This is a genomic window from Vibrio mediterranei (assembly GCF_900088415.1).
GTDB classification, from domain to species: Bacteria; Pseudomonadota; Gammaproteobacteria; order Enterobacterales; family Vibrionaceae; genus Vibrio; species Vibrio mediterranei.
Map to the genome: position 1 here is coordinate 79,734 of NZ_FLLQ01000007.1, position 24,733 is coordinate 104,466.

Annotated in this window: 28 protein-coding genes; 9 read left to right on the top strand and 19 right to left on the bottom strand. The window is 43.6% G+C overall.

What is annotated here, in order from left to right; translation table 11 throughout:
• Positions 1-246 precede the first annotated feature (246 nt).
• Positions 247-804: a lipid-binding SYLF domain-containing protein gene (locus VME0621_RS19060; protein WP_062459678.1), complete on the top strand. Its 558-nt coding sequence runs from the start codon at positions 247-249 to the stop codon at positions 802-804.
• Positions 805-810: 6 nt separating this feature from the next.
• Here the strand turns inward: VME0621_RS19060 and VME0621_RS19065 are convergent, their stop codons facing one another.
• The 14 genes from VME0621_RS19065 to nrfB form a co-directional block, all read right to left on the bottom strand.
• Entirely contained in the window at positions 811-1,557 is a 747-nt protein-coding gene (locus tag VME0621_RS19065) for a phosphotransferase enzyme family protein (RefSeq protein ID WP_062459675.1), read from the bottom strand.
• Positions 1,558-1,581: 24 nt separating this feature from the next.
• Positions 1,582-1,998 (bottom strand): GNAT family N-acetyltransferase, encoded by a 417-nt coding sequence (locus tag VME0621_RS19070; RefSeq protein WP_062459672.1) that lies wholly within the window; start codon positions 1,996-1,998, stop codon positions 1,582-1,584.
• 71 nt (positions 1,999-2,069) lie between these two features.
• Positions 2,070-2,489, bottom strand: a complete 420-nt coding sequence (locus tag VME0621_RS19075) for a DUF1801 domain-containing protein (RefSeq protein ID WP_062459668.1) — start codon at positions 2,487-2,489, stop codon at positions 2,070-2,072.
• A 46-nt stretch (positions 2,490-2,535) separates the two neighbouring features.
• On the bottom strand, positions 2,536-4,437 hold the full coding sequence (locus VME0621_RS19080) for an alpha/beta fold hydrolase (protein WP_062459665.1): 1,902 nt from the start codon (positions 4,435-4,437) through the stop codon (positions 2,536-2,538).
• Positions 4,438-4,564: 127 nt separating this feature from the next.
• Complete coding sequence (locus VME0621_RS19085; RefSeq protein ID WP_006074211.1) at positions 4,565-5,053, bottom strand: GNAT family N-acetyltransferase; 489 nt, start codon at positions 5,051-5,053, stop codon at positions 4,565-4,567.
• A gap of 1 nt (position 5,054) precedes the next feature.
• Positions 5,055-5,582 (bottom strand): GNAT family N-acetyltransferase, encoded by a 528-nt coding sequence (locus VME0621_RS19090; RefSeq protein ID WP_006074213.1) that lies wholly within the window; start codon positions 5,580-5,582, stop codon positions 5,055-5,057.
• A gap of 6 nt (positions 5,583-5,588) precedes the next feature.
• On the bottom strand, positions 5,589-6,056 hold the full coding sequence (locus VME0621_RS19095) for an ASCH domain-containing protein (RefSeq protein WP_006074215.1): 468 nt from the start codon (positions 6,054-6,056) through the stop codon (positions 5,589-5,591).
• Positions 6,046-6,534: a GNAT family N-acetyltransferase gene (locus VME0621_RS19100; protein WP_062459662.1), complete on the bottom strand. Its 489-nt coding sequence runs from the start codon at positions 6,532-6,534 to the stop codon at positions 6,046-6,048. The genes VME0621_RS19095 and VME0621_RS19100 overlap by 11 nt, the downstream gene beginning before the upstream one ends.
• Entirely contained in the window at positions 6,527-6,946 is a 420-nt protein-coding gene (locus tag VME0621_RS19105; protein WP_062459659.1) for a GNAT family N-acetyltransferase, read from the bottom strand. The genes VME0621_RS19100 and VME0621_RS19105 overlap by 8 nt, the downstream gene beginning before the upstream one ends.
• Positions 6,947-7,017: 71 nt before the next feature.
• Positions 7,018-7,434 (bottom strand): cytochrome c-type biogenesis protein, encoded by a 417-nt coding sequence (locus VME0621_RS19110; RefSeq protein ID WP_006074220.1) that lies wholly within the window; start codon positions 7,432-7,434, stop codon positions 7,018-7,020.
• Positions 7,424-9,394, bottom strand: coding sequence for a heme lyase CcmF/NrfE family subunit (locus VME0621_RS19115; RefSeq protein ID WP_062459656.1), 1,971 nt, complete (start codon positions 9,392-9,394; stop codon positions 7,424-7,426). Before VME0621_RS19115 ends, VME0621_RS19110 begins: the two co-directional genes overlap by 11 nt.
• A 119-nt stretch (positions 9,395-9,513) precedes the next feature.
• Positions 9,514-10,470 carry a cytochrome c nitrite reductase subunit NrfD gene (gene nrfD, locus VME0621_RS19120; protein WP_006074224.1) on the bottom strand — a complete coding sequence of 319 codons (957 nt, stop codon included), beginning with the start codon at positions 10,468-10,470 and terminating at the stop codon, positions 9,514-9,516.
• Between the two features lies 1 nt (position 10,471).
• Positions 10,472-11,158: a cytochrome c nitrite reductase Fe-S protein gene (gene nrfC / locus VME0621_RS19125; protein WP_062459653.1), complete on the bottom strand. Its 687-nt coding sequence runs from the start codon at positions 11,156-11,158 to the stop codon at positions 10,472-10,474.
• A gap of 1 nt (position 11,159) precedes the next feature.
• A complete protein-coding gene (gene nrfB, locus VME0621_RS19130; protein WP_062459651.1) occupies positions 11,160-11,753 on the bottom strand; it encodes a cytochrome c nitrite reductase pentaheme subunit in 594 nt (197 codons plus the stop codon).
• A gap of 495 nt (positions 11,754-12,248) precedes the next feature.
• On the opposite strand from nrfB, the gene nrfA reads away from it, so the two are divergent.
• Together nrfA and VME0621_RS19140 are read left to right on the top strand one after the other, a co-directional pair.
• A complete protein-coding gene (nrfA, locus tag VME0621_RS19135) occupies positions 12,249-13,664 on the top strand; it encodes an ammonia-forming nitrite reductase cytochrome c552 subunit (protein WP_006074229.1) in 1,416 nt (471 codons plus the stop codon).
• A 117-nt stretch (positions 13,665-13,781) separates the two neighbouring features.
• Positions 13,782-14,213, top strand: a complete 432-nt coding sequence (locus VME0621_RS19140; RefSeq protein WP_062459648.1) for a hypothetical protein — start codon at positions 13,782-13,784, stop codon at positions 14,211-14,213.
• Between the two features lie 3 nt (positions 14,214-14,216).
• On the opposite strand, the gene VME0621_RS19145 is transcribed toward VME0621_RS19140, so the two are convergent.
• On the bottom strand, positions 14,217-15,005 hold the full coding sequence (locus VME0621_RS19145) for a ferredoxin--NADP reductase (RefSeq protein WP_062459645.1): 789 nt from the start codon (positions 15,003-15,005) through the stop codon (positions 14,217-14,219).
• A gap of 187 nt (positions 15,006-15,192) precedes the next feature.
• Here VME0621_RS19145 and VME0621_RS19150 point away from each other — a divergent pair, with 187 nt between their 5' ends.
• Both VME0621_RS19150 and VME0621_RS19155 read left to right on the top strand, forming a co-directional pair.
• A complete protein-coding gene (locus VME0621_RS19150) occupies positions 15,193-15,879 on the top strand; it encodes a hypothetical protein (protein ID WP_062459642.1) in 687 nt (228 codons plus the stop codon).
• 3 nt (positions 15,880-15,882) lie between these two features.
• Complete coding sequence (locus VME0621_RS19155) at positions 15,883-16,944, top strand: 3-oxoacyl-ACP synthase III family protein (protein ID WP_062459639.1); 1,062 nt, start codon at positions 15,883-15,885, stop codon at positions 16,942-16,944.
• Between the two features lie 25 nt (positions 16,945-16,969).
• Here VME0621_RS19155 and VME0621_RS19160 read toward each other — a convergent pair whose 3' ends face one another.
• A complete protein-coding gene (locus VME0621_RS19160) occupies positions 16,970-17,611 on the bottom strand; it encodes a TPR domain-containing protein (protein WP_062459636.1) in 642 nt (213 codons plus the stop codon).
• Between the two features lie 79 nt (positions 17,612-17,690).
• Positions 17,691-18,524, bottom strand: coding sequence for a posphoenolpyruvate synthetase regulatory kinase/phosphorylase PpsR (gene ppsR / locus VME0621_RS19165; protein ID WP_062459633.1), 834 nt, complete (start codon positions 18,522-18,524; stop codon positions 17,691-17,693).
• Positions 18,525-18,678: 154 nt separating this feature from the next.
• Here ppsR and ppsA point away from each other — a divergent pair, with 154 nt between their 5' ends.
• The 3 genes from ppsA (at position 18,679) to VME0621_RS19180 (ending at position 22,393) form a co-directional block, all read left to right on the top strand.
• Positions 18,679-21,072, top strand: coding sequence for a phosphoenolpyruvate synthase (gene ppsA, locus VME0621_RS19170; protein WP_062459630.1), 2,394 nt, complete (start codon positions 18,679-18,681; stop codon positions 21,070-21,072).
• Positions 21,073-21,290: 218 nt separating this feature from the next.
• Entirely contained in the window at positions 21,291-21,989 is a 699-nt protein-coding gene (locus tag VME0621_RS19175; RefSeq protein ID WP_006074245.1) for a toxin-antitoxin system YwqK family antitoxin, read from the top strand.
• A 32-nt stretch (positions 21,990-22,021) separates the two neighbouring features.
• On the top strand, positions 22,022-22,393 hold the full coding sequence (locus VME0621_RS19180; protein ID WP_062459627.1) for a SpoIIAA family protein: 372 nt from the start codon (positions 22,022-22,024) through the stop codon (positions 22,391-22,393).
• A gap of 108 nt (positions 22,394-22,501) precedes the next feature.
• Here the strand turns inward: VME0621_RS19180 and VME0621_RS19185 are convergent, their stop codons facing one another.
• Positions 22,502-23,155, bottom strand: a complete 654-nt coding sequence (locus VME0621_RS19185; protein WP_038230379.1) for a thiopurine S-methyltransferase — start codon at positions 23,153-23,155, stop codon at positions 22,502-22,504.
• A 230-nt stretch (positions 23,156-23,385) separates the two neighbouring features.
• Between VME0621_RS19185 and VME0621_RS19190 the strand changes: the two genes are divergently transcribed.
• Positions 23,386-24,162, top strand: a complete 777-nt coding sequence (locus tag VME0621_RS19190; RefSeq protein ID WP_062459624.1) for a RelA/SpoT domain-containing protein — start codon at positions 23,386-23,388, stop codon at positions 24,160-24,162.
• A 95-nt stretch (positions 24,163-24,257) separates the two neighbouring features.
• Here the strand turns inward: VME0621_RS19190 and ihfA are convergent, their stop codons facing one another.
• A complete protein-coding gene (gene ihfA, locus VME0621_RS19195) occupies positions 24,258-24,551 on the bottom strand; it encodes an integration host factor subunit alpha (RefSeq protein WP_006074250.1) in 294 nt (97 codons plus the stop codon).
• Between the last annotated feature and the right edge of the window lie 182 nt (positions 24,552-24,733).

A 24,733-nucleotide genomic window follows, 5' to 3' on the forward strand; every position in this document is an offset into this window, starting at 1 on the left:
AGAGATTGATGACATGATCACCCTTGCCATAGTCTTCGGTGTCATCTGTATGAAAACTATCGACTATGCTTAGGTAGATTCTGACAACACGCCTATGTGATTCGAGGCCAATGCGCTTTATCCTTCTCATATTATAAAATGCCATGATTTTACCTGACGGCCATTGTTATCACCTAGTGTTCTACCCTATTATGCGTGCCACAGATTAGTTCGATTCAATTCATCACATTAAGATGAGGATGTAACATGAAGTTTCGCCGATTATTATTCCTAGCTATTATTCTCATCGCCAGTGGATGTTCATCATTGAGTGAACAGCAAAAATTAGCCGAGCGGAATGAACTCGACACTATGGCGCAAACCACTATATCGGAGTTACTAAAAAAAGAACCACACTTGCAAGCTCAAATGAATGAAGCATTAGCGTACGGTGTTGCAAACATGAAAGTGACCAAAGTCCCTGTTGTGGGTGTCGGAGGCGGCGAAGGTGTTATGGTAATAAAAGGTGCTGAGCCACATATCTACTTTACGGTCAAACGACTTGATTTCGGTGCTGGCTGGGGTGCACGTTCATACAAAGTATTGATTCTTCTAAACACACAAGAGTTGGTCGATGATTGGAAAGACGGTGAATGGAAATTTGAAATTGGAGCGGAAGCCTCTGCAGGCAGCGCCGCAGCACAAGGTTCTTCTGGTGATATGAACCCCGAGTTCACTCTGCATGTGTTGTCTGACGGCGGAGCGTCAGCAACTGTCACAGCCAGAGTTATTCGCGCTAAAGTTAACCAGTCACTTACTGACTAGACAAGCCTATCGAATGCCACGAGTAATCTCATCATAGTTGCGTAGCAGATAATCAATATCGTTGAGGTAGCTGCGCCTATGACCTTCCTCTATGCATTGCTGCATACCTTGATCCCCCTCATTGGCCTTGTCTTCCATAAAGCTGGCGAGATACCTTAAACGAGACACCATCGTTTCAACCAATTTAAAGCGGCTTACTGTATCTATTTCATACGCATCCAGATATGCTTTTGCCCGACGTACTTGTTGAACGATATCACCGAGTTTATCTACCGAGTTGGTTTTGAAAGGTGCCCAGCAATAGACAGAATACGATAAATCCCACAACCTTGAGCCTGGATGAACGGTATCAAAATCAAATACCCCGACGACATTATTCGCCTCTAATGCCACGTTGTAGGGTGCAAAGTCCCCATGACACATAACTTCAGATTCGGTGTCTGAGCTCAGCATCCAATCTAAACGTGCGACATCATACTGCTCAATAAATCCAACACTCGCGTCATGAAGCCGCCTTTGCAGTCTCGCCGCTGTTTCCAGTGCCTGTAGACTGGCTATTTCCTCAAGTAACGGATAGTTAAATGTTTTGCCTTTTACCAATGAAAGTGTCTCATTATCGTTATCCAGAGCGAGTACTTTAGGAACGTAATGGATGCCTTGCTGCTCTAAGAACTTAAGGAAAATATGTACAGAACGAGACCATGGACTTGCAGGCCTGATAACCGTGTCGGTCTTTACTACAATGGGGCTCATTGGTTTCACTCATTAAGGTTAAAATTAAATATCGACGTTTGCAGAGGCATTGAATGAATACATTTTGACTTCTTTTCGCACTTCCCACCCCATAGAACGATAAAACTCTTGTACAGCCTCGTTGTCAGCTTTAACAAATAAGTGCGTTTTCTCGATACCAATTTGAGCAAAAGAGTCCGTCACTTTCTCCACCAGTGTTTTACCTATTCGTTTTCCACGATGCTGGGATGCAACCGCCAAATGCTGCAGGTAGCCACGCCTCCCATCTGTTCCTGCTAAGACAGCACCCACTACTTCTCCATGTAGGATGGCCACAAAACTCATATTCGGATTTTTATCTAGATAAGCAATGATGTTGTCGCGGTTATCCGCCTCTCGAATCACCATATGATCAGTTTGCCGCCACAAAGTCATCACGTTATCGTAGTCGGCGATTTGCATCTCGCGGAAAGTTACGCTCACTTGAGTTACTCCTTTTTACTCAGGTCATTCTTTTTGTCTAGAGCCTGCTTTCAGGTACAAGGATATTTAGACTCCATTTCTGCTACTGCTTTTACAAGCAGTAACTCTAAAGCTTTCAGGTCGATTTTTGATAGGTTATTTATGTAAAGACATGACTTTGCCGTTCTGAACTGGCCAAGTTTCTCCAGTTCGGATTGGAGATTGTCAAAGCCTTGCATGATATAAAGGGTCAGGTTCTGTTTCCGTGGCGAAAAGCCCGTCATCATCCAAGAATACGTTCCTCGAGTGTTAGTGTAACGGTATTCGCCAAAGCCGATAATGCTTTCTCCCCACATAACAGGTTGCCGCCCAGTCACTTTGGTAAACATTGTGAGCAAAGTCTCAGCCTCTCTCCTTCTTTGCTCATTCTTAACTGATTCAATAAAAGCACTGGGGTCTTCTGTTGTAGGACGAGTTTTTAGCGTGGTCATCGTTATTCCTTATCAGATGGTCCCGCGTGTTCTCACATTGCGCGAACTACATGAATTTATGCTTGTGGTCATAAAAATTCATAACGTGTTTCAATGCCCAATCTCGATAGCGGTCCGCTTCAATGAGCACATCGTGTCTTGCGTGAGGTATGGTCAATATTCGAGAGCTCGTACACTTTTCATTAAACGAATCTTGTGCCGATAGGGAAACGACATTGTCACCTTCTGGTTGAATAATTAAGATTGGCGTTTTGATGTTTTTCGCTTGGGAAATACATGTTTTACCCGCAGCCATCGCTTCCGTAATCCACTTGGGGCTCACTCCACCAAGTCTTAGTTTGGGGTGATTATTCAATAGGTCACTGTATGCTTTAAAACGCGTTGGACTACTTGTATGATCATTTCCTTCAAACGTTTTGGTTACAAACGCAGTTTGCTTGGGTGCAAAGTGCGGCGTTTTCTGCAGCTGACTGATCATCTTAATCGTTGCGGTTTGTATGCCACCTACCACCTTAGGTAGCTTGATTCCAAACATTGGACTCGTCAACGCACACGCTTTAATCGTGTCAGGGTATTTTGCAATAAATTGCGTCGCAATCGCTCCGCCCATTGAGTGCGCCAACATCATCACTTCATCGCTGTCTTTGTTGCGAACCACATTCTCGACAAACTGCGCTAAATCATCCACATAATGGACAAACTGATCAATATGACCCAACTCGCTATTTTCAACCAATCGTTCTGACTCACCTTGCCCTCGATGATCAAAAGAGTAAACACTAAAATGCTGGCTGAGTTCATACATTAACTCTTTATATTTCCAACACGACTCATTGCGGCCTTGTACTAAAACCAACGCTCGATTCAGGTTTTGTGGGTTGACATTGACCCAAGCAATATCACAATCCATCGCGCCTTTAAAATGACCGCGAGTTCGATTCTCCCAAACCTCATCGATTTTTTGGTGATAAGCATCATCATTGGCAAATTCTGATGTCACGATTTTATGCCGTTTATATGGTGTATAGGGAATATCGAGTTTTCTGCCGACGCTTTCCACAAATAAGCGCCCTAAACGCACACCATGCATATAATCCGCATCAAGTTGTTTTTTAGTACTGCCAATAACTGAAGACTTAAGATTTATTGCCGGCGAGATTTCGTAAATGTTAACGTCATCAGGTGGTGATGCGAGAAAACGCTGTGTTTTACGATAGCTTTCCTCATGCTTGATAAGAATTGCTGATAGTTCACTCATCGTTTTAGTTGGCGCTCGTTTTAAAATGGCTTCCAACAGCGGATGATGGTCGTCAAAATCGATAGGCATAGTACGAACGACCACAATATGTTTGTAGCCTCGACGATAAGCCTCCTCTACCGGGATTGGAGCTGAAACACCACCATCCAGCCACCGTGCATCATCAAACACAACGGGGTTTTTATGCAATGCGGGAATAGCACATGACGCCCTTAGCACATTTTTCCAGTTATCAACCGTGACATCAAAGCACTCTGAGGTCAGCTTTTGAGCATGTGTGGCGACCGCTATAACCTGTTTAGTCTTCAACAGGTCCGAGCCCTTATCCCAATTCAGTGGAATATTGACTTCCGCACTGTCGACCAAAAAGTCTAAATCCAACCCCTCGCCACTTAAGAGGTATTTAGTGAGCTTGAAAAACTCGGGATGGCGAGTTGCTTCTGCTATGACTTTATAGGCATGACCTTGGTGTCCACAGATATAGGAAGCGAGATTCAACGAACCAGCGGACGTACCAATAAGCAAATCAAATGGATTGAAGTCGGCACGTAAAAAAGCGTCAAGAACACCTGCGGTAAAGATTCCTCGTTGCCCTCCACCTTCGGTCACCAAGGCTATTTTATCTACATGTTGTTGGCGCAACATAAAGTTGTCGTGATGTTTGCTGCTTATGATGTATCGCTTGCCCATGATGATTCCAAAATCTATTAAACGCTAAAATCACTCAGTTCAGAATGTGTTGCCTAAAAAAAGTGTGAACTAAGGATAATATGGGGACAGTACCAAAATAAATTCAAGAAAATTTATAGGGCGTTAATCAATCTAAAACCTTTTGCCAATAGCCCACATCCAACCACTGCTCAAACTTAAATCCGATTTGCTTAAAGTGACCGACCTGCTGCATTCCCATCTTGTCATGAAACTTTACGCTGGCGTCATTTGGTAAGGTGATAACGCTCATAATATTCTTAACACCACGTGTCTGTAAGTCATTAAACAGTGCATCGTATAATCTGGAACCTACACCTTTTATTGGTGTTTCATGGTCAACATACACAGAGGACTCAACTGTAAATCGGTAAGCACTGCGTGCATTCCATCTTTTTGCATAACAATAGCCAACCACTTGTCCTTGATGCTCATACACCAACCAAGGTAGAGCGGAATCAACAACAACGCGAATACGCTCAGCCATGTCTGCATCGGTTACAGGGTGTTCCTCAAACGTACATGTCGAATGAGCAATATAGTGATTGTAGATCCTAGCAATAGCTATACTGTCTGTCTCTTGAACATTTCTTATCACTTTACTCTCCTCTCTTCGTCACATTGCGCTGATAAATAATATCGTCGTACGTTTTTCCTCCGATAACATACGCCTCTTTCTCTATCGCTTTAATGTGGAATCCACATTTCTCTAGCACTCGTTCGGAGCCATGATTACCTTGAGTTACGACAGCATTAAACTTTGAGACGTCGAGTTGCGATATTCCCCAATCTAGAACGCATTTTAGCGACTCTGTAGCAATACCCATCCCTTGATATTCGGTGAGCATGAGGTAACCGACTTCTGCAACACGATTTGATACCTTGAACCCTGTAACACCGACTTTAGCTTGATTACTTTTTAACACAATTGTCATGCATAACCACTGATCGCTACCTGGCTGCCAAACCGGTAGTCGCTCTTCGAATCGTTGTTTAATTTCGTCCATCGAAGGGGCATCAAAACACAAACGGATAATCTCTGGATCTTGGTGTAATAGTCGGAAAAGCTTGAAGTCACTACGACCAATTTGTCTCAGCTGCAATCGAGGTGTCTCTAGAGTAAGCATGGTTAATTACCTCGGAAACACTTTTTCAAAACGCTCAAGCACCAAGTCATCATACTCACTAAATGTGATGTTCAGTTCATTCGCGTACCATTCAAAGAAACGTAGATGCGCTTGCTTCCACCATTGATAGGTCCTGTCACCTTCACCTTCTGCGTAAGCAAACGCTTCAGATACCTGATTAAACGGACAAACCTCAACCGATGTCAATTTGATGATACATATAGGATTTTGGTCCCAGTCCAAAACAACAGACAACCGCCCAACTTGAGGCAATGGTTCTTGCTCAATCTCATACCCCGCTTTTAGGCTACATGAAGCGGTTTTAATACCTTCATTAATTAGCTTCGCACATTTGTTGGCATTGTATTCATCGCCACAAAAATGCTCGGCAATCACATCTTTTATGCTTGCTCGCTCTGAGGTAGTTAACTGTTCTAAATACTGGTTTAGAAATGTTTGCTGTTTAGGCGTCACTGCTTAACTCCTTTACCATGACGATGACTTCAACACCCTTATTATTGAGTTGATGCCGTTTCTCCCACCCTAGTTTGGCGTAGAGCCCACCTGTCAGGTTCTCTGTTTGAAGGTAGAGTGTCTCGATACCGAGCTGTTTGGCTTCTGCTATCATTTGCTTCACTAACTGCGAGGCTACCCCTGACGCTCGACGCGATGGATGCACATAAACGCCACCCAACCAAAACTCGTAATTCTCGAAACTTGGAATTTCATTTAGTCTCAAGTGTGCGGTCGCAACCAATTCACCATCTTGCACACCGACGACACTAACAGGGATGCCGCCATTCTCGAGTAAATCATCAAGCTTGGTCGTATAGCTTTCAAGTGAATTGTTAGGATCTCTTTTCCCCCACTGATGATAATACCAATCAACAATGGTAGCCTTAAACTCAGGGTGTTCAGAGATAGTGTCGAACGTGACAGCAGATTTAGTCATATATCGCAGGATTCCATTTTTGCATTAAGATTTGCGGGTTACTAACCTCTTGATAACCAAACTGCCGATACAATCCATGAGCGTCGCTTGTCGCGAGCATGATACGTCTTAACCCTTGCAGCTCTGGGTGTTCGTCAATGGCTTTAATGAGTTGCTTACCCACCCCCTCTCCTTTTGCTTTTTCAACTACAAATACATCACTTAAATAAGCAAACGTCGCTCTATCAGTTATCATTCGAGCGAAGCCAACTTGCTCGTTAGAGGCGGTATACACACCAAAACAAAGAGAATGTTCGATGGATTTTTCGACCACGTCGAGAGGAATGCCTTTAGCCCAATAGCTGTTAGCTAACTCTCTATGGATGAGAGGAATATCTAATAAACGTTTGTCCGAGGAAATGAAATATGACATGTACAACCGTCCCTACTTGTACCAATAGGGTTAAAGGAATATACAATTACCGTTGAAAGATCAACTAGATATTATTGAGACTTTCGTTTTACATTAACAAAGATAACCACGACAAGCCCCAGTGCAAACATGATAGGCGCTCCCCATAGCAACGCATTGTGACGACTCATGGATGGTCGATAAAGAACATGTTCACCGTAACGAGCAACCATAAAGTCCTTCACTTCTTGGTTTGTTTTCCCTTGTTTGATTAATTCGAACACTTTTAGACGAATGTCTTTCGCGACCGGAGAATTTGACTCAATTAAGTTCTGATTTTGACACATCGGGCAACGTAGTGTTTTAGCCAGTTCTATCGCTTGTTTTTGCTGCTTGGGTGAATCAAATTCAAACAGTTCCACGAATTGGCTCTCCGAGCTATGAACAACTGGCGCTAGGATTGAACATAATAAGAGGAAGCCAGTGATTACGATATTCCTAAACAACATTAGTGTCTCCTACACTATTTTCACATTGCACACGCTTAATAGAGAATAACTGAGACAAGAGCATCCAAACTCCAGATAAACAAACCAAAAACGCCCCAAACCATATCCATCGCACAAAAGCTTTAAACTGGATGCGAACCGCGTAGTGCTCAGCATCCACTTTATCACCCAATGATATGTATATATCGCCATCCCATTTTGGCGTCATAGAAGGCTCTGTCATGTTCATCACGCGTACGGGATAGTGTCTCTTCTCAGGATAAGCACGTTGTATTTTTGAAGGATTCGATAGTGGAGTAATTTCAATCTCAGCTTGTTCTGAACTGAACGAGCGAGCAACATAGAGGTGGGTATCAAGATAGCGCACGTTAAAATCACCAAACTCTACACTAGAACCCGGTCCTAGCTTTCTTGTCATTTCATACGAATACTCAGCATTCATCGCAGAGCCAAATGCGGCCACCGCAATTCCAACATGTGCCAATATTACTGCATACAGGCCACGATTCATCTTATGACTGTGCAATAGCCGCAGATGAGACAGCATCACCCACACACTGCCCCAGACCGTCATAAATGCCCAAAACGACCACTCTGCACCAACATGTGCGTTATGTTGTGAGTAATACAATACGACGGCAAATGCGGCGATTAAACTGGCAACAAACAAGACCGCCATGAGTGGGGTAAGCACTCGTTTCTCATCAGATTTCCACCGACAAAACGGTACAAAACCCATGACAAATAAAGCAAAAATTGAGAGTGGACCAAACAACAAATTGAAATACGGTGCACCCACAGAAATATTGCCTAAGCCCAAAAGCTCATACACCATAGGATAAAACGTACCAAATACCACAACCATAGTCGCCAACGTAAACAGGTTTGCAGCAATAAGTATCAGAAAAGGTTTGGTTCGAATGTCAGTGATAGCCTTAGAATGAAGGCTATCCGAACGTAATATCAAAGAAACAAAAGCCAGAACAAAGATGATGGTTAAGATCGCCAACAAACTGAAACCTTTGGTTGGGTCGACCGCAAATGCATGAACAGAAGTCAATACGCCTGAGCGAACAATAAAGGTGCCTAGGATACTCAAGCAGAACGTAATGAATGCAAGAGAATAGGTCCAGAACACCAACTGACGGTGTTTAGCAAGCATCATAGTGTGTATTAGCGCGCAACTGGTTAACCAAGGTAGCAATGAGGCATTCTCCACAGGATCCCAGAACCACCAGCCTCCCCAACCGAGTTCGTAATACGCCCACCAAGAGCCGACAGCGATACCCGCAGTCAAAAATAGCCACGCAACCACAGCGCACACTCTTGCGCTTACCACCCATTGGGTTGAACTGGCCGAAGTTCCCAAAGACGAAGTAAACAGTGAACCCAAGGCTAGCGCTAATACCGATGCAAACCCGACATAGCCGACGTACAACAATGGCGGGTGAATGATCAGGCCAATGTCTTGAAGCATGGGGTTTAAGTCTCTGCCTTGAGTTGGTATTACGGCATTTAATTCAAATGGATTAGACGCAAGCAATGTAAACCAAGCGAATATGGCGACGATAAGCTGCATTAACCACATAGCATGTCGCCTGACAGAGCCTTGAATGAAAGTAAGAGCCGCACCCCACAGTGACAGTGTCACAACCCAGAATAGCATCGACCCCTGATGGCCACCCCAGGTGGCAGCAATCTTGTAACCAAGATGAAGTTGACTGTTTGAATTGTCTGAAACGTATTTTATTGAGTAATCATCAACAGCGAAGGCGACAGCAAGTATTACGATGGCAGCAACCGCAAATAGCATGCTTAGTAATGTCAGTAACTGCACTACTTTATCTAGGTGCAGTCTGTGTTGCACCGGCAGTCGATAGGAGACGACTCCGCTCATGCTCGCTAAACTACTCGTGACAGCAACGACTATCAAAGTGAATAATCCAATGTACCCGATCATGTAACCTCTATGTTGTTGCCAAGAGTGAAAACGACTCTGTTACTCTTCTAAAACACACTCGATATAGATTTGTGCAGAGAGTGCTTTAGAAGATCCCCGCTTTCACGGGGATAGTATATTTAGACTACCGTCATTTGGCCTGCATAAAGCACAAACGTACGTAGCATCAAAACACCGATTAAGCTAAGGCTTGTGACGACTAGGATAAAGCCGTGGTTATGCTTTGCCTTTTCAGAACTAAAGAAGTTCATTGCCAAAGGTAACAACATACCCATACCGATAACGCCATACCAGAACCAGTTAGACCAGAATCCACCGCCGATAGCATTCCAAGCGGCCGCTTCGTTTTGACCACCACTAAAGATAAGACCGGTAAAGAAGGTAACGATGACAAACAGTTCGAACAAAACGACAGGACGTTCAAAGCTGTGTACCCATTTGACACTTGGGCTATGCGCATCTTCTTTAAACACCAAAATCCCAAACAATAGACTTGCAGCGGCACCCGACGACAGACTTGAGAACAAGAACAAAATCGGAAGCACGGGGTTGTTAAGCATTGGATAGGTTTTCAGTGCCGATAATAAGAAGCCAGTATAAGCCGCTAATACGATAGCTAAGAAACCTAAAAACAACTCCAAACCATTCTCAATTTTCTCGAACTTAATCAGAATGTTCTCTACAAAATCGAACTTGCTTCCCAAAACATCCATAATTGGCTTTCTGAAAATCATGCCAATCCACACAAACAAGACAACCATGTAGACTTGGAATAAGATCACACCCATCGACATCACTGACGTTGGGTTGAAGTAAATCATAATTTTCCAAAACTCGAGTGGCTTGGTTAAGTGGAATACCAAGATCAACAGACCAACAATAATGCCAAATGGCGCCAACCAGGCCATAGCTTTCAGGATGCCATTTTGCGCTGGATCGCCTTCTATGACTTTTCGCTTAAGATAAATCGCTATCAGTGCAGAACCCGCGGACATACCAGCCAAAAATAGATAGATCGCAATAATCCAATCCCACACAAGAGAGTCGAAATGAAAGGCAGTTTCCCAAGTACTCATACTATACCTCCCCCTTATGGAACGGAACTTTGAACAGTTTAGGCTTAGTCCCTAATTGTTCTTTATCACGGTATATCACCTTGATACTCTTCATCTTATTAATATCGCTGTTTGGATCATTCAAATCACCAAACACCAAAGCGTTAGTTGGACAACTTTCCACACACGCCGGTAACTTGCCTTCGGCTAAATTGGTGTCACGACAGAAGTTACATTTATCTGCAGAGCGAGTTTCCGGATTGAAGAAGCGCACTTGGTAAGGACATGCTGCTAAGCAATAACCACAACCTACGCATTTTTCATTGTGTACATCGATGATGCCTGTTTCTTCATCTTTATAAGCTGCACCTGTTGGGCACACATAAACACAAGGAGGGTTTTCACAATGTTGGCAGGAATCACGAATAAATCGATACTCCACATCTGGAAACTCACCAATAGGCTCTGAGCGGTGAATTTCCAAGCGGGAAACACCTTCCGGTACTTTGTTGACTTCACGACAAGCGTCTGTACAAGCGGTACAACCAATACAGGCATTTTCATCATGCAACATGCCATAGCGCACCGCTTTTTTGGTGTCATCACTCGCTACCGACTGTCGAGAAGTTAACACTGAAGTTGTTGCCACCCCCGTGGTAAAGATGACAGCGCCTGTGCCAGCGAGAAAATTTCGTCTTGAACAACTCATATTACTTGCCCTCCTCTTCACGTTTTTCGTTGAAGTCTTTGTGGCAATCGACACACATCTTAATAGTTGCTTTGTGGTCGTAAGAAAGTACTTTCGCTTTCTCGGCATGCACTGAGTGGCAATTGGTGCAGGTTAGGTTTTTCGCATGCACATCATGAGTCCAGCTATCTTCGCGCAAATATTGCGGCTGATGACATTCGTTGCATCGGCTGTTTGCTTTGAGGATAGCTTCAGGGTCTAACCATGTTTTATCGGAACCCGGCTGAGACTGCGCAGGATGATATTTAATGACCGTAGAACCACCGTCACGGTGATCTGGTCCGATATTACTGTGGCATTGAGTACAATTAACTTCGCTGCCAATGATTTCGATTGCGTCCTCTCCGTGAGAGCCAGCAAGTGTCTGTTTAGAGTCTTTGTGACACTGAACGCATTTATAGTCCTTGTCACGAATCAACTCTACCTTATGCCGTTGAGATACCCCTTCTTTTTCGAGGGCTGCTTCATCAGCTAAGGCATTGAGTGAATAACCATAGAGAGTAAATGCTAGGAGGGCCTGAAGCATTATCACCATGGTCAATTTAACATTGCCCATTGTATCCTTTCCTTAAACCCAATATTGAAGGTAAAACCTACAAAGTCAGATTAATAATTAATAACTTTCCTCTAGTAATTACTTGAATTAAGTCATTACCAACGAAATGTAATCAATTCTTATTTAGGATGAGCCACAACGCTTCACAGGACGATCATAGTTTCCGATGTGTTATTTGCCTATCACTTTAGAGGTAATTAGTGAGCAATATCACTAATGTTTGTGTGTGAATTTTTACATAACTTCCATTTAGAAATGATAATTAATATCATAACAAACAACGACTCCTACCCCTTTAGGGTTAGTTGAAAATAGATGTGAACTCAATCACTTAGATAAATTGATCTAAAACAGTAAACGCCCCGACATGTAATTAAGTATTAATGAATATGAGCTAATATTAACAAGGTCTTAATAAGATAAGACGTCTCCAAATCTTATTTAGGGAAATAGCCCCACAACGCATTTCAAAAATTAGAATATGGAGATAACACTGTGAAAAAGCACTGGATTCTAAGTTCCGTTGCTGCAATAGCTCTATTAGGCGCCGCGAGTGTGCCAGCTTATGCAGCATCAGAAGAAGGGTTGATTGACCCTCGAAATCAAGCCTACGAAAAAGATCATCCCGATCAATATAAAACGTGGAAAGAAACAAGTGAAAGTGAAGAAATAGAAGATGCGTTAGCGCATGACCCTAATATGGTCATCCTATGGGCAGGCTATGGCTTTGCTAAAGACTATAATAAGGCGCGCGGTCACTTTTATGCGTTAGACGATGTAAGACAAACACTGAGAACAGGCGGTCCAACAGATCCTAAATCAGGCCCTATGCCGATGGCATGTTGGAGCTGTAAAAGCCCAGATGTTGGTCGTGTGATCGATGAACGTGGCGAAGATGGCTACTTTGAAGGCAAATGGGCAAGACTAGGTGCAGAAATCTCTAACCCTATAGGCTGCGCTGACTGTCACGATACTCGCAGTGACGCGTTTAAAAACGGCGAGCCTGCATTGGCAATCGCAAAGCCGTATGTAGAACGTGCATTCGAAGCTATTGGCAAGAAGTTTGACGAACAATCTCGCTTAGACCAACAAGCATCTGTCTGTGCTCAGTGTCACGTAGAGTACTACTTCACTGGCCCAACGAAAGCGGTTAAGTTCCCGTGGGATATGGGAACAACTGTTGGTGAAATGGAAGAGTACTACGATGCATTGAACTTCAAAGATTGGCAACATGCAGTTTCTAAAGCGCCAATGCTAAAAGCTCAACACCCAGGATACGAAACTTGGCGTGATGGTATCCACGGTAAGAACGGTGTAGTTTGTGTTGACTGTCATATGCCTAAAGTGACCAAAGAAGACGGTACGGTCTTTACTGACCACAAAGTTGGTAACCCATTTGATCGCTTCGAAGATACTTGTGCTAATTGTCACACTCAAACGAAAGAGCAATTACAAGGCATCGTTTCAACGCGCAAAGCTCAGGTTCTTAATATGAAGCTTACCGCTGAAAAGCAAATCGTTGCCGCTCACTTTGAAGCTGGTGCTGCATGGGATGCAGGTGCGACAGAAGAAGAGATGAAACCTATCTTGATGGATATTCGTCATGCACAATGGCGCTGGGACTATGCCATCGCTTCTCATGGTGTGCATATGCACGCTCCAGAAGTGGCACTTGAGGTGCTTGGTACATCAGTAGACAAAGCAGCAGATGCACGTGCGAAACTTATCCGACTGCTTGCTAAGAAAGGTATCACTGATCCGGTAGAAATCCCTGATATCTCGACTAAAGAGAAAGCTCAAGCAGCATTAGGTATGGATATGGATAAGATGAACGCTGAGAAACAGCACTTCTTAGAAACCGTCGTACCTGAGTGGGACAAAGAAGCAGAAGCAAGAGAAGCGAAGTACTAATATTTCACTAATATGATTCTGTGATCTATTCGATTATTAGTTAAAGCCCCAACCACTTAGTTGGGGCTTTTTGCTACCATTAAGTCTATGACTATCAGACACCTAAATTGGCGCTCTATGAAAAAGCATCTCGCACTTGTTCTCTGCGTAGTAAGCTCTCCCCTACTTGCAGGCACTTACAACAGCGTTTCTGTCGGCACAACTAGTGACGGTGGTTTTGGCGTAGGTCTTTATCACGATCGTAATTTAAGCTTCGGCTTTTACAGCAACTTGGCTGGTGGAACGGGCCCTAACAATGATGATTTCGCTCTTAATGTGGGTCTAGTAAAATCTTTTAGTGAGAATTTTGTCGGTTATGTTGGTGCCGGAATTGCCAACCGAAGCGAAGAGCAGTTCAATGGTTCTCCAATCAAAACTTATGACTCATCACTCCGTTTTAATGGCAATATTGGATTGTTGTTTAAAACTGGCGTCACCGGTTTCACCGCTGATGTAGGTTATAACACCGGTCTTGAGGCTGCTTACTTTGGTGTAGGCTACACCTATTAGCGGCTACCAGTAATTTTCACTCGCAAAATTACCCGGCTTACGACGCAGATGTTTAGTAAGTCCTAGCTCTAGCAGTGTCTCACTTGTATCTTTGACCATTGCAGGGTTTCCACAAATATATACAAAGCTGTCTGGCGCACTCAGCGCTAATCCCACCTGTTTCTGAACCTCCCTATTAAGTAGTAACTCGGGAATTCGACCTCTAAGACTAGTGGGATGCGCTTCTCTTGACACCACAGAAACGAAATGAAACTTGTCGCCCAACGCGTTTTTCACGCATTCGATAGAGTCTGAGTATACTAATTCACTTTGGGTTCGGACGGCGTGGACAAGAACGATGCTATCAAAGCGTTTGGCAATCGAGTCATCTTCTAAAATAGAGAGAAAGGGACCAATCGCCGTACCAGTAGAGAGCATCCAAAGCGCTTTGGCATAATCCGGTATTTCTTCTAGAGTCATAAAACCCGAAGGCTGTTTACCGACAAACAGTTTGTCTCCCACCTCTAGGTCGTTTAATTTCGGCGACAGTTGACCGTTGTCATCGGCAATGATGAGAAACTCCAGATGATCTTTGCCATAAGGATGTTTCGGGTGATTCACCATAGAATAAGCTCGACGAACCCATTCGCCGTCTGAGTTCAGTAGACCCAATTTAGTAAACTGACCAGCGACATAAGTCTCTATCGATGCTGCCACTTCAAGGCTGAAGAGCTTTTTTGTCCACTGCTTCTTAGCGAGTACACGCCCTTCAACCAAACCGTTAGGAACCAACACATTATCTATGTTCGCCATACTTTACCTCCGATGAAGAAAACATAAGCTTCTGTTCATCATAGAGCTAAATCCGACAAAATTTAAACTACAGTTTATGAGGGAATTAGGACTTTCGAACCATTTCATCATAGATTTAAATAACAGATGAAAGAAATTCTCAACTTTCCGGTCTAACTATATTGTGTGTCGTAAAAAGGATGTGTTAGTGACCATGAAACCTTGTTTTCCAGCTGTGCCACTAGATGTGCCTAGCGAAAGTCCAGTTCGCTACTGGTTGCACGAATACCAACATCGACTACTTGAATTTACCGACATGGAACGCAAGGCACTTTCACGCCTTTTGCCATTGCTAGTATGTGGTGAACAATCTTCTCAATGGGTGTTTTACAACGAATCAGTGAGGCAAAAAGAAAGTCCCTTAGCAATTGCCGCCAACGATTTTGAGCGTATCGTTGCCGATGAGAAATACCATGAAGAGGCTCTAGAGTGGGTTCGTCATCAAATTGAAGAACCTGCAGATATACTTGCAATAAAAAGACGCAGCCAGCGATTCTTTGCCTCATTGGGAGCAAGAAAAACATTCGAAGAGCACTTTGCTCAAATCGCTTGTTTGGATGCCCTAGTGTGTAAGTTGATGCTGTTTATTGAGAAAGGCTCTTTGGGACCACATCATCCTTTTACTCTCCTTTGCCGCGCCATCAAACAGGATGAGGCCAGGCATGTCTCTGTATCGAAGCTTCACGCCATAGAACTTGGATACGATAAATCTCGATGGCGTGAGCTGAACATCAACATCTCAGACAAGCTATATGAGCTACTCAATACCGAACGTGACGCGTTTGAAGTACTTGGAGTAAATCTAGACATGATTTTCGAGACTAAAGAGGGATAATTTATGACTGCAACTTTTCTACCCGGGCGCGTTTCACTGCTTGCCGCCAGCCATCAATTTCCCGAACAACACTTATCAAATGGGGAACTACTCGGAGCACTTGAGCAACTTTCCGGAAAACGCTTTGCCAGAGTGGCAGCAAGGATAGTGCCTTTTCTAGGCATTGAAGGTCGTCATTTTTCACGCAGCATTCAGACTCATACTAGCGAGCCAAATCCGAGCAACTCTGATCTTGCAGTTCATACCATTAAAGATTTGCTCGCAAACTCTCAACATACTCTCTCTGATATTGATTATCTTATTGGCCATACGACAACGCCAGACACTCAGCTTCCTCCCAACATCGCATGGGTAGCCGAAAAGCTTCGATACCAAGGTCCATTTATGGAACTGCGACAAGCTTGTACAGGTTTCGCAAGTGCTTTACAAATAGCCATTCCGCGCCTTGCTATGCTCAACAAACCCATCGCCATTGTGGGTAGTGAAACAGGGTCAGTGTATTTCGATTACGACAAAGGTTTTCTCGACCAGTCTCAGTTGGTGAATTACATGCAAATGGGAGACGGTGCTGGAGGGGTTATTATTGGGTCTGAGACAAGCGAAGGAATAGGTACGATATCGCACTGTTTTACTGGTCAGATTGGTATAGATAAGTCACCGGGTTTATCTCTCGACGGCGGCTCTGCATCTGTTTACACTCAAGCGGGAAAGGCGCGCTTTCATCATAGCGCAACCGATGTCCGTAAAAGTGGTGAAGCCTTGTTTCAAGCGAGTATTCTCGCGCTGAGAGAGCAAGGTTTTGAGCTGGACGATTTTGACTACATCATCCCCCACCAAGCAAGTGGGAGAATCGATAGCATGCTGGCTGAAGCTTTGGATATAGACCCGAGTAAGATCATCAATGATGCTAAACATTGGGGAAATCTAGGCTCTGCTGCAATTTGGTGTAGCTTTTCGAATCTAGTTCATAGCGATAAGCTTACGGTGGGAAGTAAGGTCGTGATTCTAGGCGCAGAAGCCACTAAATACATGTATGGTGGCTTTATCTATACTCACAAAAGTTGAAGCTCTAAAGATTACCAATAAGCATTTAATTGCCGCTCATGCGTTTCGCTTGATTAATTTTCTCAATAATAGCCGCTCTATCAATTCCTGGACGATTTGAATCAAGGATTTTCGTCCAAATTTCAATCGCTTTAGTGTGTTCTGAATGTAGAAAATAGTCAGACGCAACAAGTAGCAATGCGGTGTCGTTGTACTCATCCATTTCGAGCGCTTTATCAAGAAACTGCTGCACTTCAGGTGTGATCGTTTGCGACTCATCGAAGTACTTCGCCGTCGCTATTGCCGCGTACTGACCTGCGTAAGGAGTCTCAGACAGTCGAATTGAGTAGTCAAAACAAGTAATCGCCGCATCAAACTCAGAGCTTTGCATGTAAAGCTGCCCTAACCTAAACCAATCTTTCGCATCATTAGGGTTTTGTTTTAATGCTTGCTGCAGTTCTTGCATCATGGATTCACCATTTTTAAATGGTGCAGCAGGTTCGGGCTCAGGAAGTGTACTGCGCATTTGTGACCAAATACCCAAAGAAACGCCACAAACGAGGACGCTAGCGACAGCCGAAAACAAAAAGCGTTGTTTACCGCTAGCTATGCTTTTTAGACTCAGCAACGCGATAATGAAAACGACAATGCCGCAAAGTAAAGCAAACAGATAGATATTGAAGGACAATGCTTGTTACTCAAGATAAAAAAAGAACCGACATTATATCGGTTCCCGTTAAGATTCACTGTGAGTTCGTGGTCGTTTTCTAGAACACTCGGCGTTTTAGCCCAGCTCTTTCGAGGATTCTGGTTGAAATTTCTTCAACGGATAATGAGGATGTATTGATGTACGGAATTGCTTCTCGTCTAAATAAAGACTCCACACTTGCCAGCTCTTGAAGACACTGCTCAGTACTTGCGTAATCACTGCCTGCCAAACGATTTTCTCGTATTTCGGTTAATCGCCCAGGGTCAATGGTTAAACCAAACAGTTTGTGACGATGAATTTCAAATTCAGGCATCAATCGAAGACGCTTAATATCATCATCGATAAAAGGATAATTCACCACACGCAAACCGAATTGCATGGCTAGATAAAGACTTGTTGGTGTTTTACCGCTTCGAGAGACACCAAGCAGTATAATATCAGCTTGCTCAAGGTTCTTGAGTGAAATCCCATCATCGTGAGCAAGAGTATACTCAATTGCTGCAATACGATCGAAGTACTTATCCGTATCCTTCCCTACGCTGTGAGAACGTTGCAACTTAGGTTTCGGTTCTAGCTGCAAATCGTCCTTTACTTGCGCCACAATACTCTCCAACACATCGTAGCAATACGCAGAAGACTGCATAAGACCTGTGCGAATTTCGGGTACAACAATGGAGAAAAACACTAACGGCTTTACACCGTTACGTTCATAAGATTGATTAATTTCCCTAATGAGTTCATCAAGCTTATGTTCGCTTTCGACAAATGGAAACGTTTTCTCATTCGCAGTGAACGGAAATTGCCCTAAAACCACGTGTCCCAATGTCTCGCAAGTAATCGCTGTTCCATCAGAAACGTAGAACACGTCACGACTTTGACCATTATTTTTCATTTTTTATTTAATTTTTCAAAAAAATTTAAGTAGGATGCATTACATAATATCGATAACAAACCCTAGCATTCAATAACGTTCCCCCACAGTTTTGAAAAATAGTTAACTATTTTTTTACTGAATACGTAATCGATTGCTATATCCTACAGCTGCAATGTTTCTGGAGATAGACATGCAACAAAACAACACCCTTTGGTTCAATGGCCTGTCCATGGACGATGTCGATAAGGTCGGCGGTAAGAATGCTTCACTGGGCGAGATGGTTTCCAATCTTGCTAATGCGGGAGTGTCAGTACCGAATGGCTTTGCGACGACGTCTTATGCCTTCAACCAGTTCCTCGATTTCGAAGGATTGGATGAGCGCATTCATGGCTTACTAGACGAACTTGATGTTGATGATGTTGACGCACTGCGTAAGACAGGCGCGACCATCCGTCAATGGGTATTAGAAGCCCCATTCCCTGCTGACCTAGAGCAGGACATTAGAGACAATTACCAAGAACTCATTGAAGGTAACACAGAACTATCTGTAGCAGTTCGCTCTTCTGCGACTGCGGAAGACTTACCAGATGCCTCATTTGCTGGCCAGCAAGAAACATTCTTAAATGTAAAAGGCATCGAGGCCGTTCTTGAAGCCACTAAACACGTATACGCTTCGCTATTTAATGACCGTGCGATTTCGTATCGTGTCCATCAAGGTTTTGACCACCGCGGTATCTCACTATCGGCTGGTATTCAGCGTATGGTGCGTTCTGATCAAGCATCATCCGGCGTGATGTTCACCTTAGATACTGAATCTGGCTTTGACCAAGTCGTGTTCATTACATCGGCTTGGGGTCTAGGTGAGATGGTCGTTCAAGGCGCCGTTAACCCAGATGAGTTTTACGTCCACAAGCCGCTTCTTGAACAAGGACAAGCGCCGATTGTTAAAAAGACCTTCGGCTCCAAACTCATTAAAATGGTGTACTCCAACAATCAAGAAATTGGTAAACAGGTCGACATCATTGACACGTCTGATGCAGAGCGTAACCTGTTCTCGCTAACTGATGAAGAAATCAAAGAACTTGCTAAACAAGCGATGATCATCGAAAAGCACTACCAGCGTCCAATGGACATTGAATGGGCAAAAGATGGCATTGATGGCAAGCTCTACATCGTTCAGGCACGCCCAGAAACAGTATGCTCTCAAAGTGAACAAAATGTCATCGAACGTTTCCAACTGAACAACAAAGCAGACGTGTTAGTCGAAGGCCGTGCTATTGGCCAACGCATCGGTACAGGTCCAGTTAGATTGGTCGATTCACTTGACCAGATGTCACTGGTTCAAGAAGGAGACGTGCTAGTGACTGACATGACCGACCCTGACTGGGAACCTGTCATGAAAAAGGCCTCTGCAATTGTCACCAACCGAGGCGGCCGTACTTGCCACGCTGCAATCATCGCTCGTGAACTAGGTATCCCAGCTATCGTTGGTTGTGGTAACGCAACAGATAGCCTTGCCGATGGCGCGACCGTAACTGTTTCTTGTTCAGAAGGCGAAACGGGCTACGTTTATCAGGGAGAGCTTGAGTTTGAAGTACGACGCTCAGCCGTTGACGAATTGCCTCTTCTACCGACTAAAGTAATGATGAACGTTGGTAACCCAGATCGTGCCTTTGACTTCGCTCAAATCCCTAATGAGGGCGTAGGTCTAGCACGTCTTGAGTTTATCATTAACAAAATGATAGGGATTCACCCGAAAGCCCTACTTAACTTCGACCAGCAATCTCCAGAGCTACAAGCTGAAATTACTCAGCGCATTCGCGGCTACGATGACCCGATCGATTTTTATGTGAGCAAACTCACTGAAGGTATTGCTACGATTGCCGCTGCTTTCTGGCCTAAACGTGTGATTGTTCGTATGTCTGACTTTAAGTCGAATGAATACAGCAACCTCGTCGGTGGTAAAGCATTTGAACCACACGAAGAAAACCCTATGCTTGGCTTCCGAGGTGCGTCTCGCTACATTTCACCGGTATTCGAAGATTGCTTTGAGTTAGAAACTCGCGCATTAAAACGTGTACGCAATGAAATGGGCCTGAAGAACGTTGAAATCATGATTCCATTCGTGCGAACACCAAGCGAAGCTGCGCAGGTTATCGACTTACTGGCTAAGTTTGAACTGCGCCGTGGAGAGCAAGGACTTAAGGTCATTATGATGTGTGAACTGCCTTCAAACGCAGTTTTAGCGGATGAGTTCCTTAAGTATTTTGACGGTTTCTCCATCGGTTCAAACGATATGACACAATTGACACTTGGCTTAGACCGAGATTCTGGAGACGTGGCACATCTGTTTGACGAACGTAACCCAGCAGTCAAAGCGATGTTGAAAATGGCTATCGATGCAGCAACACAAGCTGGCAAATATGTCGGCATCTGTGGTCAAGGTCCTTCCGACCATGACGATTTAGCAGAATGGCTAATGGAACAAGGCATCAGCTCAGTATCCCTGAACCCAGATACTGTTATTGATACCTGGTTGAAATTGGGTAATGTTGCTAAGCAATAAATAGCTGCACGTTATGACTAAGCCAGAGCCGTTTGCTCTGGCTTTTTTGTTAGCAGAACGCCTGTTTTGATTAGTTTTGAGCACGTTAGTCACGTGTTTTAACCAAAGGTTCCGTTTTATTTTTGCAATAATACTTGTCGACTTTTTCACTTTTTAATTGCGCTATCTCAAGCCTATTCTGGATAGGCAGACCAAAGCTCTACATATGAGGTAACGCTATGAGAAAATCCATTGCAATTGTTGCGGGTGTACTTACCTGTGTATCTGTTGGTGCTTATGCCACCGAGTCAACTGCCCAAGATACTGAAAATTCCGTTGACTACGTTCAAGTTAGAAACGGTATCGCTTACCAAGTAAACGAAACCACACCTTTCACCGGTGAACTTACACGCAAATATAACTCCGGGCAAAACGCACTTCATGTCCGATTTGCTAACGGTAAAGCCGTAGGTGCAGAAACCACTTACTATCCAAATGGCCAAGTCTCTTCTACTATCAATTACAAAGATGGTCTCGCAGACGGAGATTGGAAACAGTGGTATGAAAATGGACAGTTGAAAGTCGATGCTGAATACAAAGGAGGCGTATTAAATGGCGCTTTCGATGAGTGGTCCTATAATGGTCAAAAACTTGTCTCAGCGAAGTATGATGATGGCGAACTGCAAGGTAAGTTATCTTCTTGGTATGAGAATGGCCAACCACGATCAGTTGAAAACTATGATTCAGGCAAGAAAGACGGTCTAGCCATTAGCTACTATCCAAATGGAAACAAAGCTTACGAAGCAACTTACGATCAAGGAGACATCAATGATGGCATCGTGACCAAATACGCACCTGATGGACAGAAACAATATGAAGTAACCGTCAAAGATAACAAGATGGTTTCTGAACAGCATTGGTTTGATAATAAATCCTAGTCCGTCAGTTTAGCCTTTCGAAGGAGATGCTTATGTTCACTACCCTACCATCACCACGCCCAGATATACTGGTCATTGAATTTGATGACAACGTCGATTTAGTGCAAGAAAAACACATTATCGCTGAGGTAGACAAGCTATTGGCAGAACATGAAAGAATAAGTGTGATGGCAATACTTGATGAAAGTGCTAATTGGTCGCTTGCGGCAGGATTTAAGGACATTGTCTGGACACTGACAAATCTAAAACGAATCGAAAAAGTAGCAATCGTTGCTGACAGCAAGGTTATTACTTGGTTGGTGAATGCGGATGCTATTATCGCTCGAATGTTTGATATTCAAGAAAAAGCATTCGCCTCAGCCGACTTTGAACAAGCTTGGAACTGGATTCAAGCTCCCAAGTAGTCGCGTTCAACATAAGATCATTGAAAGTCCACAGACAGTATATAAGAAAGCCAGATCCTTAGGGTCTGGTTTTCTTGGTCAGGCTAAACTGCAAACTGCTTGCACTCATTAATCTAGGTGCTCAATAAGCCAAACCTCTTCAGCAAATCGAGTTAAGCCTTGTTTTATGCGACGATGATTATCGTCTGCCTCATCCCGTTCCAACAACGTTAAACGGTATTCTTCACCAAAGTACGCCTTTACTTCACTCGACGGAACACTAAACGGAGGCCCGGACATTTCAGCTTGGACATAATCAAGTGTAATCAATAGGATTCGACCACCTGGCATTAGAGAGCGCTTCAAGTTCTCGACGTATAAGGCTCTTAATTCTTCCGGCATCGCGATGAGTGCAGCACGGTCATAGATAAGCTCTACAGGTCGTATAGGAGCTGTGAAATAGTCACCTACGTAAATATCTAACTCGTCAAACTGATACAACTCAAATTGGCCATTAATTGGAGTGACCATTGGCGTATAGAAATGCTCGGCAAAAAAGGCACGTACAGCGATCTGACTGAGCTCTACACCTTGAACGCTATCGTGGCGTTGTGCTAGCCAAACAAGGTCCTCAGATTTACCACAAAGCGGCACAAACACACCATCAGTGCGGTTTGGTTTTACTTGGTTCCAGTATTTGATAAGCAACGGGTTCACATCTTCCAGATGAAAGCCAATTTTATTCGATGCCCATTTATCATGCCACAATTCAAAATCGTTCATTTATCGTTCATATTCGGTATGGATAATCATTAACGTAGAGTTTACAGAATGAGGACAAAAAGTCATGCCTCTGAAGGTAACTTTATTGCGAGACTTAGGTCACACATCAGACACTGTTTCGTGTTTTTAGGTTGGGTTCGGTAAGTTAGTCCCCATACTATAGGTAGTGCAACTCCTGAACGTTATCGTCCTTTTTGCATACCGTTTTCGTAACGTAACTAGGAGAGAGAATGAGCATGTTTCTTCGTACCGCAGCACTAATGCTATTGGTACTCAGCCGCGCACCTGCATTTGCGGCAACGCTTAATCAATCCGATTCAACTACTTCAAAAGGAAACCAAGAACAGAACGAAGTTTGTCCATCTGTATTCAAACATAGCCTAAGTGGCTTATATGGCATCGATGCTGTTAACAGCAACGCACTTCAACCTCACTCTGACTTTGATATCTTGTATAGCAAAGCCCACCAAGCGCAGCACGAATTAGAGTCGCTGTGTAAAACTACCGCCCTACTTACTGGTACCGACGCTTATTTCGCAGGCGTGAAATCTTATGACCGTGCACAGGAAAAAATCCGTACTGAACTTAATGGTGAAGTAAATCAAATCACCGACTTAGCTCGTGGCACAATCGTAGCCGATGATGTTGAAGGTCTTGTTGGTGCTTATGAAGCTCTCAATCGCGAAGCCAAAGTCGTTCGTGTTAAAAACCGCTTCAAGAGTCCTGCGCCTTCTGGCTACCGTGACTTGAATATTTTGGTTCAACTTCCAAAGACCGGAATCATTGCAGAAGTTCAGCTTCACTTGAAAGCCATTGCCGACGTGAAAAGCGGTCCAGAGCATGATCTTTATGAGATAATTCAAGGCATCGAGCGCAACGCAGCCTCACAAGATCGTAGCTTAAACGATATTGAAACTGCGCAAATCACCAGCTTAAGAAGACAATCTCTAGAGCTTTATCAAAATGCGTGGCAGCCATACATTACTACCAATATTAAAGCGGCATAGTGTCGCTTTAGTCTTGACTCTTTAACGAGTAAATTCATCGACAAAAAAACAAAAAGACCACATATTGTGGTCTTTTTGTTTTCTAAAGTAAGAACTTAATCTACTTTGATGTTCTCGACTCGTGCCTTCAGTTTTTGGCCGGGACGGAATGTAACTACGCGTCGAGCAGAAATTGGAATATCTTCACCAGTCTTAGGATTTCGACCAGGACGTTCATTCTTGTCTCTCAAGTCAAAATTACCAAAACCCGACAGTTTTACCTGTTCGCCACTTTCGAGTGATTTTCTGATTTCTTCAAAAAATACTTCTACCGTTTCCTTGGCATCCCTTTTACTGAATCCGAGTTTCTCAAATAGGTTCTCAGCCAGATCGGCTTTTGTGAGCGCCATAAAACTCCCCTCAAAGCTAATTTAAACCTTACTATCACAGCGATAGCGCTAAACATTTCGTTTGACCAATCAACAACATAACGGTCTAACTTTGAAAAGTGTAAGCCAACCTTCTGATTTTCGCCAACTTTTTTATATCATGGAAATGTCAGGATATTTTCTTATCTATTAGCAAGTTACCG